A 16,392-nucleotide genomic window follows, 5' to 3' on the forward strand; every position below is an offset into this window, starting at 1 on the left:
TAATCATATTTTAAGCGGTTGGTTTACCATGAAAAATTCCATTCTTTTATGCCTGATGTGCGTATTAATGGCATGTTCCAGTACAGGGAAGGTAACCAGGGAACAGCTTAAGCACTCTCACTGGCAGTTAGCACAGGTTGATGGTCACTTTGTTACAGAGGCCTCACCGATAGAAATCGAGTTTCTGGATGCCTTGCAGGTGGTTGGCTTTGCAGGGTGTAATCGGTTTTTTGCCGAGGGCAATATGACGTCTGAGACCCTCAAGCTGAGTCAGCTGGGGATGACCCGAAAGTCCTGTGGTGATGTGCTGGATGCACGGGAGATGCAGTTTCTCGAAATGCTACAGCAGGGCGTCACTGTCACTATCCAGAACAACGAGTTACACCTTAAAGGCCAGCAAACCTGGCAATTTACAGCGCTGGATGCAGAGCCTTTGACTAACTAGGCGCGATTCAGTACACTTTTTCACAGTTCGTTACTTGTCGGAGTGCCCATCTGGGCTGAGATCGCAGTATTGCGGGATCCGTGGACCTGATCAGGTTAATGCCTGCGTAGGGAACAAGCTACCTAAGTTGGTATATCGTAAGATATCTAGGTTGCCAGTCATGTTGTGCCTGTGCCAACATGCTCCACTGAATGAAATCAGCACACAGCGCTTTGCTGTGGGTTTGGTTTGGACCCTTCTCGCTCCCTTTGCGGAGTTCTGACAAGACACCTTAACTTAACAATGAGGCATGTCATGTCAAACAACAGTAGCAAGTTATCACGTCGTGAGTCGCGCGAGGCCGCGTCGGATTTTATCTATAACCTTACCGGACAACCTTTCCCAAATTCCGAGAAAGTATATGTTGAGGGTGAGCAGGCGGGCGTGCGTGTCGGCATGCGCGAGATCACTCTGAGTGACTCTTTTATTGGCGGCACGGAAGAAGAGCCTATCTATGAGAAAAATGAACCGGTTCGCGTCTACGACACCTCAGGCCCTTATACCGATCCAGATTTTAAGCTGGATGTGCGCAAAGGCTTGCCGAAATTCCGTGAGCAGTGGATTTTAGACCGCGACGATACCGAAGTGCTGGAATCGGTCACGTCGCAGTTTTCTCAGCAGCGTATGGCGGACGAAGGTCTGGACCATATTCGTTTTGAAAACCTGCCTAAGATCCGCCGCGCCAAACCCGGACAAAATGTGACACAAATGCACTATGCGCGCCGTGGTATTGTGACGCCGGAAATGGAGTACGTTGCCATTCGTGAAAACATGGGCCGCGCGAAAATTCGTGAAGAGTTACTGGCGCAGCAGCACAAGGGTCAGTCGTTTGGTGCCGAGATCCCGGATTTTATTACCCCGGAATTTGTCCGTGCTGAAATTGCACGTGGCCGCGCTATCTTGCCAAACAACATCAACCACCCGGAAACCGAGCCTATGATTGTCGGCCGCAACTTCCTGGTGAAGGTGAATGCCAACATAGGTAATTCCTCGGTGACCTCTTCGATTGAAGAAGAAGTGGAAAAGCTGGTGTGGTCAACCCGCTGGGGCGCGGATACGGTCATGGACTTGTCGACAGGCCGATATATCCACGAAACCCGTGAGTGGGTGGTACGTAACTCACCTGTGCCGATTGGTACGGTGCCGATATATCAGGCGCTGGAAAAAGTGAACGGTGTGGCGGAAGATCTGACCTGGGAAATTTTCCGCGATACGCTGATTGAGCAGGCCGAGCAGGGCGTTGACTACTTCACCATTCACGCGGGTGTGCTGTTACGCTATGTGCCTATGACAGCGAAACGAGTGACGGGCATTGTTTCGCGCGGTGGCTCCATCATGGCCAAATGGTGCCTGGCGCACCATAAAGAGAACTTCCTGTACACCCACTTTGAAGACATCTGCGAGATCATGAAGCAATACGATGTGTGTTTCTCTCTGGGTGATGGTCTGCGTCCGGGTTCAATCGCCGATGCCAACGACGAAGCACAACTCTCTGAGCTGCGCACTTTGGGTGAACTGACCACGATTGCCTGGAAACATGACGTACAAGTGTTCATTGAAGGGCCGGGCCATGTGCCTATGCATCTGATCAAAGAAAACATGGATGAGCAATTAAAGCACTGTCATGAAGCGCCTTTCTACACCCTTGGCCCGCTGACCACAGACATTGCACCGGGCTACGATCACTTCACTTCCGGCATTGGTGCGGCGCAAATCGCCTGGTACGGTACCGCAATGTTGTGTTACGTGACGCCAAAAGAGCACCTGGGCCTGCCCAATAAAGAAGACGTGAAAGAAGGTTTGATCACCTACAAGATTGCGGCGCATGCGGCGGATCTGGCCAAAGGTCATCCGGGCGCGCAGATCCGTGACAATGCCCTTTCTAAAGCGCGTTTTGAGTTCCGCTGGCACGATCAGTTCAATCTGAGCCTTGATCCGGAGCGGGCATTGTCTTATCACGACGAAACATTGCCTCAGGAGTCGGGTAAAGTGGCGCACTTCTGCTCTATGTGTGGTCCTAAGTTCTGCTCTATGAAGATCACCCAGGATGTGCGCGACTATGCCAAACAGCTCGAAGCCGAGGGCATAGATCCAAACAATGCCGGCGAAGCCATCGCCATCAAAATGATTGATGTGGAAGCCGAAATGAAAAATAAATCACGCGAGTTCAAAGAGACGGGGTCGGAGCTTTACCACAAAGCGCTGTGATTTAGGGAAGCGGGCCCCTTTGGGCCCGTATGGAGGCAAGATGTCCCAGACAAACAAACCACGCGTTGCCATCGTCGGCTTTGGCCTGGCAGGGCGGGTTGCAGCCCTGATGCTGGCAGAGCAGTATCAGCTGAGCGTATTTGAGCGCGACCTGGTCGCGACCCCTGCCAGTGTGGGCACTTTAGCGGCGGCGATGCTCGCCCCCATGGCCGAATCCGTGATCTGTGAACAAGACCTGGCAGAGCAGGGCTTACATGCCATGACCTTATGGCCGGAGTTGCTGGCCAAACTTGATGAGCCGGTGTTCTTTCAGCAGCAGGGCACAGTGATTGTTGCGCACCAGCAAGACAGGGGCGATTTGCTGAGTTTTCAGCGTCGCCTTAAACCACTGGCTGGCCATCAGGTGCAAAGCCTGGATGGTCGCGGCATTGGTGCGCTGGAGCCTGAACTGGCTGGCCGCTTTCATCAGGGGTTGTATTTACCCTGTGAGGGGCAGCTCGATAATCTGGCATTCTTTGCTGCCAGCCTTAGCACCTTACAAAAAATGGGCGTGCGCTTTCATGAAGGGGCAGCGGCACACATCGCACATGGGCGGGTCAATGGTGAAGCGTTTGACTGGATCATTGACTGCCGCGGGCTGGATGCCAAAGACGACAGCCCCGGGCTGCGTGGGGTGCGTGGCGAAGTTGCCCGCATCTATGCGCCTGAGGTGAGTTTGCAGCGTCCGGTGCGTCTGATGCATCCGCGTTATCCGCTCTATATCGCGCCCAAACCAAATCATGAGTTTGTCATCGGTGCGACCGAAATTGAATCTCAGGATCGGGGCGATATCACGGTCCGCTCGACACTGGAGCTGCTGTCGGCCGCATATACGGTACACAGTGGCTTTGCTGAGGGGCGGGTGATGTCGCTGCGCGCAGGTTTGCGCCCGGCGTATAAAGATAATCGCCCGCATACTAGTGTCACTGATAATGTGATCCGCATTAACGGTCTGTATCGGCATGGCTTTTTGCTGGCACCGGCAGTAGTGCAACACGCGTTACAACAAGGGGTATTATGAATATAAGTTACAATGGTCAGGCGCTCACGCTGTCACAGCCACAGTCTTTGCTGGAGGTGATTGAGGCGCAAGGGGCAAAGGCACCCTTTGCGGTGGCGTTGAACGGGCAATTTGTGCCGCGCAGCACGTTAGCGGAGCAGCGACTGCAAGAGGGTGACAGCATCGAGTTGCTATCGCCTATTCAGGGAGGCTAATGATGCACAGTGATACGCCGTTAACTATTTATGGTGAGCAGTTCGACAGCCGCTTGCTGATAGGCTCGGCACTTTACCCCTCGCCGGAGATTATGCAGCAAAGCCTGGTCGCCTCGCAGGCGCAAATCGTCACCGTCTCTTTGCGACGACAGAACTCAGTGTCGGCCGGAGACGACTTCTGGCAACTGATCAAGGATACCGGTTTGCGGGTGTTACCCAATACCGCCGGGTGTCACAGTGTTAAAGAAGTGGTGACACTGGCGCAAATGTGCCGGGAAGTGTTTGCAACTGACTGGATCAAACTGGAACTGATTGGCGACGAGTATAATTTACAGCCCGATCCGATTGCCCTGCTGGAAGCCACCGACATCCTGATAAAGCAGGGGTTTAAAGTCTTGCCATATTGCACCGATGATTTAGTGGTATGTCAGCGCCTCGCGGATCTGGGCTGCGAAGTACTGATGCCCTGGGGCGCGCCCATTGGCACCGGAAAAGGGTTACTCAATCCCTATAATCTGAAAACCATTCGTGAGCGTTTGCCTGGCCATACCCTGATTGTCGACGCGGGACTCGGTTTACCTTCGCATGCCGTTCAGGCCCTGGAGCTTGGTTACGATGCCGTATTGCTGAACTCTGCCATTGCCGGTGCCGGTTGTCCGGTAACCATGGCCAGTGCTTTTAATCATGCGGTAGTTGCCGGGCGTGCCGCCTATGTGGCGCAGGCCATGCCGGAGAAAGAAGTTGCAGCGCCTTCCACCCCGACGATGGGGATGCCCTTTTGGCATCAGAATTAAACACGCGCTATAGTGACGCTAAGCCTTTGTGGCGCAAAGTACTTAATCATGCGCCCATGTTCAACAGAGTAAGTAGGAGTAATTGTGGCTGAACTGGTATGGACCATTGCCGGGTCGGATTCGGGCGGCGGCGCCGGGATTCAGGCGGATGTCAAAGCAATGCACAGTTTTGGTGTGCAAACCTGCACAGCCGTAACCGCGCTGACGGCGCAAAATAGTTTGGCGGTTGAAGAGATCAACGCGGTCTCGAGTGAAGTGCTGGAATCTCAGCTGCTGGCACTCGAAGCCGATTTAAAAGCAACCGTGATTAAGATTGGCATGCTGGCCAACAGCACACAGATCCAGCTAGTGGCAGAGCATCTGGCGCAGTACAAGAGTCGCTGGGACAATCCCCCTGTGATTGTGTTCGACCCGGTTGCCATTGCATCCAGTGGCGATGCGCTGACCGAAGAAGATACCCTGGATGCGCTGAAAAAGTACTTATTACCTCTGGTCGATGTGATCACGCCTAATACGCAGGAAACGCAAGTATTGACTGGCGTATATCTGATTGGTCCGGATGCCGTCAGAGACGCTGCCCGTAAGCTGCGTGACTGTGGCGTCAAATCGGTGATCATTAAAGGGGGTCACTGGGATTATCCCAGTGGTTATTGCATCGATTATTGCTGGAGTGAAGGTGAAGAGTATTGGCTGGGTAATGAGGCGATACAAACGCCACACAGCCACGGCACCGGCTGTAGCTTTGCCTCTTCTGTTGCGGCTTGCCTGGCCAAAGGTTACCCGATCAAAGATGCCTTCATTCTGGCTAAGGCCTATATCAATCAGGGGCTGAAATTAGCGCAGCGCTTTGGTGAAGGCAGGGGCCCCTTGGCACACTGCGGATTTCCAGAGAATATCTCGGACTTTCCTCAGGTGATAGAGCCAGGCAGCTGGCTGGGTGATGAACTGGAATTTGTGGTTAGTGAAGAGTTTAACTTTGCTGCCGGCTTTGCGCCGGTGGGAGAAGAGCTGGGGCTTTATGCCGTCGTTGACTCGGTAGACTGGGTTGAGAAGTGTTTGGCTGAGGGCGTGAAAACGGTGCAACTCAGAATTAAACAGGCTGATCACACGACCCTGGAAGAAGACATACAGTGTGCAATCACCCTGGGTGAAAAATATCAGGGCCGGGTCTTTATTAACGACCACTGGGAGCTGGCCATTCGCCATGGCGCTTATGGGGTGCACCTTGGTCAGGAAGATCTGGATTCGGCGAATCTGGTTGCCATTCAGCAGGCGGGGTTACGTTTGGGCGTGTCAACGCATGGGTTTTATGAAATGCTGCGGGCCCACAACTATCGGCCCAGCTACCTGGCGTTTGGCGCGATTTACCCGACGACCACTAAGGACATGACCGGACAGATCCAGGGGCTCGAAAAGCTCAGGCACTTTGTGCCTCTGATGCGTGAAAGCTATCCTACTGTGGCTATTGGGGGCATTGACCTGACACGGGCACCTCAGGTTGCTGCCACCGGAGTGGGCAGTGTGGCGGTGGTGCGTGCCATTACCGAGGCGGCGGATTATAAACAGGCCATTATTGACCTGAAGCGGGCTACAGGCGAGTCATGAGTACAGCGCTCAGTGACAAAGAGCGGTTGAGGTACAGCCGCCATTTACTGCTCAACGAAGTGTCGGAAGCCGGTCAGCTGCGCCTAAAACAAGCGCGGGTGGCCGTGGTTGGTTGTGGGGGTCTGGGCAGCCCAGCGCTGTTTTATCTGGCGGCAAGTGGAGTCGGGCAGCTGACTTTTTGTGATGATGATGCGGTTGAGCTGTCTAATTTACAAAGGCAAATTTTGTATAAGGTCAGTCACATCGGTCAGCCAAAAGCGAAGGCAGCGGGTAAGGTTTTAGCGAGCCTGAATAACCAAATTTCACTGATCCCACAGCCTGTGAAGCTTAGTAGCAGCAATATAGACAGCATATTGCAAGACAGTGACTGGATCCTGGATTGCAGCGACAACTTCGCTACGCGCTACTTGCTCAATCAGTATTGCGTACAACAGCGTAAGGTGCTGATCTCGGGTGCCGCGCTGGGTACTCAGGGCCAGTTTATGGCCTTTGATTTCAGGGCGTCCTCGCCCTGTTATCACTGCATTTTTCCACAGTCTTCTGCGCAACCGGTATTGAATTGTCAGAACGCAGGTGTGGTGAGCCCGTTATTGGGTATCATTGGCTCTATGCAGGCGATGAAAGCGGTCAGTTTAATTATCTCTGATGTGCCTGATACACACAGCGAAATGATAGTGGTCGATGCTTTGAGCTTGCAGCAAAGGCAGTTTACGCTGGAAAGGGATGCGGCATGTGATGTGTGTGGCTAATGCCACGAACGATTAAAACAGCCCGCAAATGCGGGCTTTTTTGAGCGCGTGATCCGGCTAGTCGCGGATGGTCGCAAATGGGGTGCCCATGCGGGTAACGGTTTCTGGTAACTGGTTGGCAAGGAAGTCGGCTTTATCTTCTCCCCAGGCCAAAATAACCGTCGAGCCCAGCTTAAAGCGGCCCATTTCGTCGCCTTTTTTCAATTTAACGGCGTTGTCGCCTTCTGCGGGATAATCCCAGCTAAAGACGTCTTTACCGGCTGGTGGCGTAACCGTGCCCGCCCAGATGGTTTCGATACTGGCTACTATGGTGGCGCCCACCAGTACCATAGCCAGTGGACCTATCTCAGTGTCAAAGATTGCGACAACTCGCTCGTTCCGAGCAAACAGATTAGGGACGTTTTGCGCAGTCAGCGGGTTTACCGAGAACAGATCGCCAGGTACGTAGATCATCTTTTTCAGCGTACCATCAAGGGGCATATGAATGCGGTGATAGTCTTTGGGCGCCAGATAAATGGTGGCAAACTTACCGCCAAGGTACGGCGCTACGTCGGATTCTTTGCCCCCCAGCAGGGTTTGCAGGCTGTAGTCATGGCCTTTGGCTTGAATGATCTGACCATCGACCACATCGCCTAACTGGCTGATGGCACCGTCGACCGGGTGAGCCACAATGCTGGCTTCTTCGGCAAGTGGGCGGATCCCCGGCTTCAGCGGACGGGTAAAGAATTCATTAAAGGTTTTATAGTGAGCTGGATCTTCATGCAGGGCTTCACTCATGTCTATCTTGTACTGTTTGATAAACAATTTAATTAAGGTGGTTGTCAGTGCACCCGCTTCGGCTGCGGCCAGTTTTCCCACCAAACGTGATACGGCATGTTTGGGTAAAGCATATTGCAGGGCAATCTTTAGTTTATCCAAGTTCACTTTTATTATTCCTGAAAAAATTTTGAAGATAGTATCAAACTCTTGGCGCGCGCGCACCTGCGCGACCATCCGCCATTGACTCCAGAATACGGTGATAGCTGTCAAAGCGCAGTTCGCTGATCTTGCCCTCATCAACCGCTTCGAGGATCAGACAGCCCGGATCATTAAGGTGTTTGCAATCGCGAAAACGACAGCCGCCGATAAATTCACGAAACTCTTTAAAACACCAGGTTACCCGATCCACTTCCAGGTGCCACAGACCGAATTCACGGATCCCCGGACTGTCTATCAGGTTACCGCCACTGGGCAGGTGATGCAGTTTAGAAACTGTGGTGGTGTGCTGACCCAGGCCACTGTTCTCAGAGACTTCCTGCGTCAGAATGGCGGCATCGGGCAGGACGGTGTTCACTAAAGTGGATTTACCCACACCGGATTGGCCAACAAAGATGTTGTTCTTGTCTGTCAGCAGGGCTTTGAGCTCATCAATCCCTTGGCCTGTTTTGTTACTCACCAGCAGGACGCGATAACCTAACTCACGATAGATATCCAGCACTTCATCAACATAGTCGAGGCCTTCTTCATCGAGCAGATCAATCTTGTTGAGTAACAGAATTGGTTCAATGCCCATGTCTTCACAGGCGACCAGATAGCGGTCAATGATCTGTGGGGTGAATTCAGGCACTACAGCGGATACCATTAAAATTTGGTCAATATTGGCTGCCACCACTTTTACGCCGTCGTAAAAATCCGGACGGGTGAGCTGAGAGCGGCGAGGCTCGACGGCTTCTATCACGCCGGCCAGATCGCCTTCGCTGACTTTGGCGCGACGAAAAATCACGTCATCGCCACATACTATGCTGGTGACAGTACGGCGAATATTACAGCGCAGGACGTCGCCATTTTCGCACTCGACATCGGCGTGCTGGCCAAAGCGACTGATCACCACAGCGGGTTCTGTGGGGCCCAGGTTATCGGTTTGCCAAGTCACCTGAGTGTCGGATTGTTGTTTCGCTTTATGCAAGCGTTTTTGATGGTTGGCACTGATCCGTCTGGACTGGCCCTTACTGAGTTTTTTGCGTTTTGCCATATCTTATAAACTCGCGACACGATTTATTGCTATCGAGTGGTATACAGGCCAATCATGGACTATAACTCAATAAATTGCCCCGCTTTGTAAAAAAAAGCTTTTGGTCGAGTGATGAAGCTAATATGATATATCTAATTGCATTGGATCTAAAGGAAAGTACCGTTAGGTAGTGTATGTCTTTTCATGAATCAAACCTGATCTGGCTCGACTTAGAAATGACGGGTCTGGAACCTAAAACAGATAGGATCCTCGAAATTGCCACTGTGATCACCGACTGTGATCTGAATGTACTGGCCGAGGGACCTGTAATTGCTATCCATCAAAGTGATGAATTACTTGATAATATGGATGAGTGGTGTACAAACCAGCATGGCCGTTCCGGTCTGACTGCGCGTTGTAAGGCCAGCACGCATTCTGAATCTGATGCAATCAAACAAACATTAGACTTCCTGAAACAATGGGTACCGCCGGGCAAATCGCCTATGTGTGGTAACTCGATTGGTCAGGACCGTCGCTTCCTCAACAAATACATGCCTGAGCTGGAAGAATATTTCCACTACCGCAACCTGGACGTCAGCACGATTAAAGAGCTGGCACGTCGTTGGAAGCCTGAGCTGTTAAATGGGATCCACAAAAAGAGCTCTCACTTGGCTCTGGACGACATCAAAGACTCCATTATGGAGTTGAAGGTTTACCAGCAAAAATTCTTCAATCTTTAAAAAATTTAGAAAAAGTACTTGCAATGCTTTTTCTATCTTGTAGAATCCTGCCCCGCTCAAGACGGCAAACATTGTTTGTTGCTTGTGCGTGAAGCGGCACTAGCTCAGCTGCTAAAACGTTAGACGCGACTTCAAGGTTGCGCTCAGCGGGAAACTAAGAGCTATATTGTGATGCGGCACTAGCTCAGCTGGTAGAGCGCGACCTTGCCAAGGTCGAGGTCACGAGTTCGAACCTCGTGTGCCGCTCCAATCTAAATCAGTCTACTCGACTGACTAAAAAAGAGTATTAATTGTGATGCGGCACTAGCTCAGCTGGTAGAGCGCGACCTTGCCAAGGTCGAGGTCACGAGTTCGAACCTCGTGTGCCGCTCCAACACTTCTTCAGGTGTATAAACTAGATACTTTCTATGAAGCGGCACTAGCTCAGCTGCTAAAACGTCAGACGCGACCTGTCGCGCACCAGCGTTTAAAACAATCGAGCAATTATGGAATGCGGCACTAGCTCAGCTGGTAGAGCGCGACCTTGCCAAGGTCGAGGTCACGAGTTCGAACCTCGTGTGCCGCTCCAACACTTCTTCAGGTGTATAAACTCGATACTTTCTATGATGCAGCAATGGCTCAGCTGCTAAACGTCAGACGCGACCCGTCGCGCATCAGCGTTTAAAACAATCGAGCAACTATGGAATGCGGCACTAGCTCTGCTGCTAAAATGTTAGACGCGACCCGTCGCGCACCAGCGTTTTAATATTCCATAACTTATGAAGCGGCACTAGCTCAGCTGGTAGAGCGCGACCTTGCCAAGGTCGAGGTCACGAGTTCGAACCTCGTGTGCCGCTCCAACTTTCCTCTCTTTTATATCCTTATTTTATCTTTATTTCTCACTCTGACTTACTTGCTCAACTTTAAATCTTATTCCACCAATTTTCATCGATAAACTGATTGCTTATTTTTAGTTCGACACGTAAAATACGCGCTCTTTCGGCCTAACTAACTTTAGTTCCTTGCCTTACCCCGACTGGCCGAAACGGGACAAGGCTATATTAACCGTAAGGAATATCCATGCGTCATTACGAAATCGTATTCATGGTTCACCCAGACCAAAGTGAGCAAGTACCTGGTATGATCGAGCGTTATACTGGTGCCATCACAGAAGCTGGCGGTAAAATCCACCGTCTAGAAGACTGGGGCCGTCGTCAACTGGCTTACCCAATCGAAAAGCTTCACAAAGCACACTATGTTCTGTTGAACGTTGAAGCACCTACTGAAGTAATCAGCGAGCTTGAAACTTCTTTCCGCTACAACGATGCAGTGCTTCGTAACCTGGTTATGCGTACTAAGAACGCTGTAACTGAAGCGTCTCCTCTTGCTAAAGAAGAGAAAAAAGAAGCAGCAACTGCTTAATCGTTATTGATTCGGAATTGACCTGGTAGTTTGGTGAGCACTCAGTCTGAACTGTATACAAACCAGCTGGTATTATCCGGCACGGTCTGTAAGCCACCTAAGTACAGTCAAAGCCCCGCGGGCATCGCGCATTGTATTTTTGTTTTAGAACATAAATCGATGCAGATAGAAGCCGACCTAAATCGTAACAGTTATGTACGTATTCAGGTGGTTGCCAGCGGACAGCAGTTCCGGACTCAACTAGAGCATTTATGCGTTGGGCAGACCTTACAGGTACGCGGTTTTTTAAACCGACACGAGAGCCGCAGTGGCTTGAGTCAACTTGTATTACATGCACAACATATTGAAAGAATTAATTGAGGAAATTTACTCATGGCACGTTATTTCAGACGTCGTAAGTTCTGCCGTTTCAAAGCGGAAGGCGTACAACAAATCGATTACAAAGATCTGGCTACTCTTAGAAACTACGTAACAGAAAGTGGCAAAATCGTACCTAGCCGTATCACAGGTACTAGCGCTAAATATCAGCGTCAGCTAGCAACTGCTATCAAGCGTGCTCGCTACCTAGCCCTTCTTCCGTACACTGACTTACACAAGTAAGCAGCTGATTAACAGTTTTTAAAAGGTGTAGAGACATGCAAGTTATTCTACTAGACAAGATCGCAAACCTAGGTGGCCTAGGTGACCAGGTTTCTGTTAAATCTGGTTTCGCACGTAACTTCCTTTTCCCTAAGGGCAAGGCAGTTCCTGCAACTAAAGCTAACATCGAAACTTTCGAAGCACGTCGTGCTGAGCTTGAAGCGAAAATCGCTGAAGAGCTAACTGCTGCACAAGCGCGCGCTGAAAAACTAGAAGCACTTGCAGAAGTGACTCTGGTTTCTAAAGCGGGTGACGAAGGCAAGCTATTCGGTTCTATCGGTACTCGCGATATCGCCGACGCTATCACAGCAGTAGGTCTGGAAGTTGCTAAGTCAGAAGTTCGTCTGCCTACCGGTACTATCCGTGAGACAGGTGAGTTCGACGTAACTATCCAACTTCACACTGACGTGACAACAGCTATCAAAGTAATCGTGATCGCTGAAGCTTAATATTATTAAGCACCAACCGCGCGCATCTGTGCGCGGTTGTATTCCCAATTCTGAAAGACAATAACAACTCCAATTTTCAGTGTGTGGATCTGATGATTATCGGGATCATCATGGAAGATTTACAACACAAGTCGGAAAATTAATCCAAATCAAAACAACGGCGCTCGTAAACGGCTTATAGTCATTACGGGAACAAATGACGCTGATATTTAATGGTCTGACCTTTTGGTCATTTTAGGTCAATTCGCCTGACTGTTATCTCGTGTAAGCGTGTTCCTGTTTTAGCTAATTCTGTTCTGTGATAGTTTAGTCAACTGTTTTTATTACAGGCACTTTTTTTTATTGGTTAAATGTCATACAGTCTTATTAGAGATTAATGACAGCGTTATCATTTAGGTGGGAAACCCAATATGCTAAAAACCTCCAACATGCGTGGATTCACTTTAATTGAGCTGCTGATCGCCATTGCGATCGTCGCTATTCTGGCCAGTGTGGCATTGCCAAACTATGGTGAGTATGTGCGTGAAAGCAGACGTCTGGATGCACAGCATTTAATGCTGCAAACCAGCGCCACGTTGGAGCGTATTTATTCCCGTAATGGTGGTTATCCCAATGATGAGACCTTTCAGGGTCTGCCCGCCTCAGAATACTACACATTCAGCTACGAAGCGCGTAACAAGCCACAAGGTGCGAACGGTGATTTTCGCAATATGGGCTATATTTTAAGAGCGACACCTGTGATCAACGGCAGTCAAAGCAGAGACGTGTGTGGGGTGCTGACTCTGGACCACCTTGGCAATCAGGGAGGAAACCTGAATGACTGTTGGTAAGCATACACAGCGTGGCGTAACGCTAATTGAACTGCTGGTTGTACTGGCTATCATCGCTATTTTAGCTATGGTGGCAGCCCCTTCTTTGATAGGCCAGATTAAACAGGACCGGGTGAATACCACAGCGAACCAGCTGAGTAGTTTCTATCGTTTTGCGCGCAGTGAAGCGGTTAAACGCGAAGTGCCGGTTAAGTTGGCGCTGGAGAACAATGACTGGGTCATGAAAGTGGTTGAGCAGGGTCAGGAAGTTACGCTAAGGCGTTTCACTGTGGATCATAACCAGGTTGCGGTCAACCTGGTTAACAGAACACTGCGCTCGAGCGGTGAACTGAATGCGTTTAGTAACATATTGATCTCAGATAACGATGCGGCAACGGATGACGTGCGTTTGTGTATTTTACACAGTGGGCAAAGCTGGTTGGGTAAGGCGACAGACAATTGCGCGTAGTTAAAGGGTTTTCATTGCTGGAAGTTATGGTGTCTATGGTCATCGCAGCCATCGCCCTGCTTGGGCTTGCAGCGGCGCAGATCAAGGCCATGCAGTTTGCGCAAAACAGCTTTAACTACACTATAGCACTGATCCACGGGCAGAATGCGATTGAGCGTATCTGGCCTGATATCTGTCACTATCAGAGTGTGAATACCAGCCTGAATCCCGGTCTTAATCCAACCGCAGCCTGGCTATACCCCAATGATCCTCGCTTTACGCTGACACTGCCCAACACTTTTAGCCTGGACATGAGCCTGACCGTGAGCTGGCACGATGAGCGGATGACAGACACCGGCGTGGACCAAATCTCGCTGCACGCCAGCTTCGTGAATGCCTGCTTATGAATCGCATGATGAATGGTCGCGGATTTACCCTGCTGGAGCTGCTGATTGCACTGTCGATTGGCCTGTTCATGCTTGGCGGGATTGCCGTGGCCTATTCAACCATTCGTAGCACCATTGCGATAAATCAGGAGCTGGCACAAGCGCAGGAAGTGATCCGCTATACCAGCCAATTGATGACCCGCAGTATTAAGCAAACAGCGTCTACACCGCAGGTTATACAGAATGGTGAGGCATTAGAAGTCAGCCAGGTTGCCAATACACCGGCCTGCGATGGCAGCGTGCCGGTGGTGGATTACACCGAAACCTTTTCGTTGCTAGATGGCTACTTATTATGTGATGTCAGCTCAGATAACTTACCTGCCCAGCGCCTATTACGAGGGGTCAATGGACTGAGCTTTTCGGTCGATGGCCTGATCACGTCCATTACCGTGACGCCTGTGGGTGTGCCCGCACAGTATGCTGCGGGGATCCAGATAGACGTGGCTGCGAGCCAGCAAGTACTCGCGACGGCCAATTGGTGACGCTATGAAGATGCAGAGTATACGACAACGCGGATTTACCCTGATTAAAGTCATGCTACTGAGTTCAGTGGCCAGTGTGGTGGTGTTTGCTGCATTCAAAGATACCCTGGTGCAGGAGCGCCTTAGTGGTAACTACCAAAAAGACCTGAATGCGCGATTACTGGCGGAAAAGGGTGTGATTGAGCGCGGTCAGGCACTTAAGGCGGCACTTACCAATAACCCAAACCTGACGCTGGAACAGGCGGTGCAGCAGATCGGGGCGGGTCTGGGCAGCGGTGAACTGGATGGCACGAGCTTTGACGCTCAGCTATCAGTCAACGGTGATGAAGTAGCGATTGCCAGCCTGGGACAGCGTTATGATGATCAGGCCCAGGCGCGCATGATCTCTTACTTTAAATATACGCCTCCCGAGCGCAGCTCAGTGTTCCAAAATGCGGTCACCGGATGTAAAGGGGTGAATCTGGCAGGCAGTGGTCTGGTCGATAGTTATGATTCCACCCAGGGCAGTTACGAAGAGACCCGCACCAGTAATGGCGATGTGCATACGGTGATTGGCGATGCCGATGTGGTGTTAAATGGTCATTCGCCCATTATGGGTGATGTGAAAGCATCGGGGGTGCTGTATCTTAAGGGTTCTTCGCCCGTCGTTGGGACAGTACAATCCAATACCGGGATCGACATTTCTGCTGGCAGTGGTGTGCGGGTCGATGGCGATGTTCTTACACAGGGATTTGTGAAGCACAACGGCGGACAGATCACGGGGGTATTGCGTGCAAATGGCGATGTCACCATGAAATGGGGCGCCGAAATTCTCAACCAGAACCGCGCCGAGCTCGATATTATGTATGGTGGCACCGGGCGTTTCCAGAGCAGTCATACCCAGGATGGATTGCACTATTCAGCCGATCGTTTCAATGTGAACCCCGAGGTTGAAGCAGTGCGGGTATACGACCCGAGCTCACCGGATTATGACCCCAATGACCCCGATAAAGAGTGCGACCCACTGGCTTTACCGCTGAATATGCCGACCGTGATCGACAACAATAACAGCTACACTGACTTTACGGTTGGCGCACAGACCGACTATGTGTTTACGCCAGCTGAAGGGCGTTATATTCGGGGCGGTAGCGGCACCTGGTCATCCAGCCCCGCAGACATCTACTTGTTCCAGCATCTGACGCAAAACCATGGTCAGGGTAATGGCAACAGCGAGTATGTGTTTGGCATGAAAAACATGAAACTGACCAGTGATGGCACCATTACCATAGAGGGCGGCGATGTGATCTGGCTGGTTGACGGTGATCTTAAAATGACGGGCCACACCAGTATTACCATCAAAGCGGGCAGCAGCCTGGCAATTTTTGTCACTGGTAAAGTGGAGTTCGGCGCCAGTGCAGTGGTTGTCACAGAGCGCGAAGGGCTGACTGAAAGCGGGTTTCCCAGCCTGAGTATTTTTTCCTCCTATTCGGGTCAAAATGGCATTACAATGCGGGGCGCCAGTTCAATTTATGCGGTTGTTTACGCGCCCGTGACCAGTATCGCCATGCGTGGCAGTGGTCAGTTTTATGGCACCATTCGTGGTGCAACCATAGATGCGACGGGCGGCAGTGGCGTGCACTTTGATGAGGCGCTGAAAAACTTTAACCTTGGCAATGGCGGCGTCACCACACCTGCGAAACTGGAGTTTATGGGCTGGCGTTTTGAATCTGGCGAGGACTATCAAGCTCCGGATGAAGAGAAAGAGTAACGCGTCTGCCTGCCATTAAGAAAAAATTTTCCTGCCCGTTTAAACCTTTCGCACTTCCCCTTGCGTCTTATCCTGCAAACATCACATTATCGGGTTACTTTCTTTATGGCACCTGATATGTCACGATGATGGCTCGGTAACGAGGGA

At 51.0% G+C, this 16,392-nt stretch carries 19 protein-coding genes, 4 tRNA genes and 1 riboswitch; of the genes, 21 read left to right on the forward strand and 2 right to left on the reverse strand.

The annotated features are described in order from the left end of the window. Positions 1–28 precede the first annotated feature (28 nt). The 7 genes from C3B51_RS06465 to C3B51_RS06495 all read left to right on the forward strand — a co-directional run bounded on the left by C3B51_RS06465 (position 29) and on the right by C3B51_RS06495 (position 7,094). A complete protein-coding gene (locus tag C3B51_RS06465) occupies positions 29–445 on the forward strand; it encodes an META domain-containing protein (RefSeq protein ID WP_130244530.1) in 417 nt (138 codons plus the stop codon). A gap of 28 nt (positions 446–473) precedes the next feature. Next, positions 474–575: riboswitch (TPP riboswitch) on the forward strand. A 164-nt stretch (positions 576–739) separates the two neighbouring features. Further along, positions 740–2,692 carry a phosphomethylpyrimidine synthase ThiC gene (thiC, locus tag C3B51_RS06470; protein WP_125720192.1) on the forward strand — a complete coding sequence of 651 codons (1,953 nt, stop codon included), beginning with the start codon at positions 740–742 and terminating at the stop codon, positions 2,690–2,692. Positions 2,693–2,732: 40 nt separating this feature from the next. After that, the gene (locus C3B51_RS06475; RefSeq protein WP_130244531.1) at positions 2,733–3,752 is read left to right on the forward strand and encodes an FAD-dependent oxidoreductase; all 1,020 of its coding nucleotides are present in this window, start codon (positions 2,733–2,735) and stop codon (positions 3,750–3,752) included. Further along, entirely contained in the window at positions 3,749–3,946 is a 198-nt protein-coding gene (thiS, locus tag C3B51_RS06480) for a sulfur carrier protein ThiS (RefSeq protein ID WP_125782407.1), read from the forward strand. The genes C3B51_RS06475 and thiS overlap by 4 nt, the downstream gene beginning before the upstream one ends. A gap of 2 nt (positions 3,947–3,948) precedes the next feature. Further along, a complete protein-coding gene (locus C3B51_RS06485; RefSeq protein ID WP_430929835.1) occupies positions 3,949–4,740 on the forward strand; it encodes a thiazole synthase in 792 nt (263 codons plus the stop codon). 84 nt (positions 4,741–4,824) lie between these two features. Then, the gene (thiE, locus tag C3B51_RS06490) at positions 4,825–6,345 is read left to right on the forward strand and encodes a thiamine phosphate synthase (RefSeq protein ID WP_130244533.1); all 1,521 of its coding nucleotides are present in this window, start codon (positions 4,825–4,827) and stop codon (positions 6,343–6,345) included. Continuing rightward, entirely contained in the window at positions 6,342–7,094 is a 753-nt protein-coding gene (locus tag C3B51_RS06495) for a HesA/MoeB/ThiF family protein (RefSeq protein ID WP_130244534.1), read from the forward strand. Before thiE ends, C3B51_RS06495 begins: the two co-directional genes overlap by 4 nt. Before the next feature lie 57 nt (positions 7,095–7,151). On the opposite strand, the gene asd is transcribed toward C3B51_RS06495, so the two are convergent. Then, complete coding sequence (asd, locus tag C3B51_RS06500; protein WP_125720180.1) at positions 7,152–8,018, reverse strand: archaetidylserine decarboxylase; 867 nt, start codon at positions 8,016–8,018, stop codon at positions 7,152–7,154. Positions 8,019–8,052: 34 nt separating this feature from the next. Beyond that, positions 8,053–9,105, reverse strand: a complete 1,053-nt coding sequence (gene rsgA, locus C3B51_RS06505) for a small ribosomal subunit biogenesis GTPase RsgA (protein ID WP_130244535.1) — start codon at positions 9,103–9,105, stop codon at positions 8,053–8,055. Between the two features lie 173 nt (positions 9,106–9,278). Between rsgA and orn the strand changes: the two genes are divergently transcribed. From orn to C3B51_RS06575, 14 genes are all read left to right on the forward strand, one after another. Then, on the forward strand, positions 9,279–9,824 hold the full coding sequence (orn, locus tag C3B51_RS06510; protein ID WP_130244536.1) for an oligoribonuclease: 546 nt from the start codon (positions 9,279–9,281) through the stop codon (positions 9,822–9,824). A 173-nt stretch (positions 9,825–9,997) separates the two neighbouring features. After that, positions 9,998–10,073, forward strand: a tRNA-Gly gene (locus tag C3B51_RS06515). Between the two features lie 48 nt (positions 10,074–10,121). Then, positions 10,122–10,197: transfer RNA gene (locus C3B51_RS06520), tRNA-Gly, on the forward strand. A 119-nt stretch (positions 10,198–10,316) separates the two neighbouring features. Next, positions 10,317–10,392, forward strand: a tRNA-Gly gene (locus C3B51_RS06525). Positions 10,393–10,587: 195 nt separating this feature from the next. After that, positions 10,588–10,663, forward strand: a tRNA-Gly gene (locus C3B51_RS06530). Positions 10,664–10,883: 220 nt separating this feature from the next. Further along, the gene (gene rpsF, locus C3B51_RS06535; RefSeq protein ID WP_010386261.1) at positions 10,884–11,225 is read left to right on the forward strand and encodes a 30S ribosomal protein S6; all 342 of its coding nucleotides are present in this window, start codon (positions 10,884–10,886) and stop codon (positions 11,223–11,225) included. A 30-nt stretch (positions 11,226–11,255) separates the two neighbouring features. After that, positions 11,256–11,585, forward strand: a complete 330-nt coding sequence (priB, locus tag C3B51_RS06540; protein ID WP_125720176.1) for a primosomal replication protein N — start codon at positions 11,256–11,258, stop codon at positions 11,583–11,585. Positions 11,586–11,597: 12 nt separating this feature from the next. Beyond that, the gene (rpsR, locus tag C3B51_RS06545) at positions 11,598–11,825 is read left to right on the forward strand and encodes a 30S ribosomal protein S18 (RefSeq protein WP_002962753.1); all 228 of its coding nucleotides are present in this window, start codon (positions 11,598–11,600) and stop codon (positions 11,823–11,825) included. A gap of 35 nt (positions 11,826–11,860) precedes the next feature. After that, a complete protein-coding gene (rplI, locus tag C3B51_RS06550) occupies positions 11,861–12,313 on the forward strand; it encodes a 50S ribosomal protein L9 (RefSeq protein WP_010386264.1) in 453 nt (150 codons plus the stop codon). A gap of 410 nt (positions 12,314–12,723) precedes the next feature. After that, positions 12,724–13,143, forward strand: a complete 420-nt coding sequence (locus C3B51_RS06555) for a type IV pilin protein (protein ID WP_130244537.1) — start codon at positions 12,724–12,726, stop codon at positions 13,141–13,143. Further along, the gene (locus tag C3B51_RS06560) at positions 13,130–13,591 is read left to right on the forward strand and encodes a GspH/FimT family pseudopilin (RefSeq protein WP_125720172.1); all 462 of its coding nucleotides are present in this window, start codon (positions 13,130–13,132) and stop codon (positions 13,589–13,591) included. Before C3B51_RS06555 ends, C3B51_RS06560 begins: the two co-directional genes overlap by 14 nt. Next, positions 13,582–13,977 (forward strand): type IV pilus modification PilV family protein, encoded by a 396-nt coding sequence (locus tag C3B51_RS06565; protein WP_125782395.1) that lies wholly within the window; start codon positions 13,582–13,584, stop codon positions 13,975–13,977. Before C3B51_RS06560 ends, C3B51_RS06565 begins: the two co-directional genes overlap by 10 nt. Continuing rightward, the gene (locus C3B51_RS06570) at positions 13,974–14,498 is read left to right on the forward strand and encodes a PilW family protein (protein WP_130244538.1); all 525 of its coding nucleotides are present in this window, start codon (positions 13,974–13,976) and stop codon (positions 14,496–14,498) included. Before C3B51_RS06565 ends, C3B51_RS06570 begins: the two co-directional genes overlap by 4 nt. Before the next feature lie 4 nt (positions 14,499–14,502). After that, positions 14,503–16,245: a DUF7305 domain-containing protein gene (locus C3B51_RS06575; RefSeq protein ID WP_130244539.1), complete on the forward strand. Its 1,743-nt coding sequence runs from the start codon at positions 14,503–14,505 to the stop codon at positions 16,243–16,245. Positions 16,246–16,392: the final 147 nt, after the last annotated feature.

Origin of the sequence: Pseudoalteromonas rubra (genome assembly GCF_004212645.1) — a bacterium.
In the GTDB taxonomy this organism is placed as follows: domain Bacteria; phylum Pseudomonadota; class Gammaproteobacteria; order Enterobacterales; family Alteromonadaceae; genus Pseudoalteromonas; species Pseudoalteromonas rubra_G.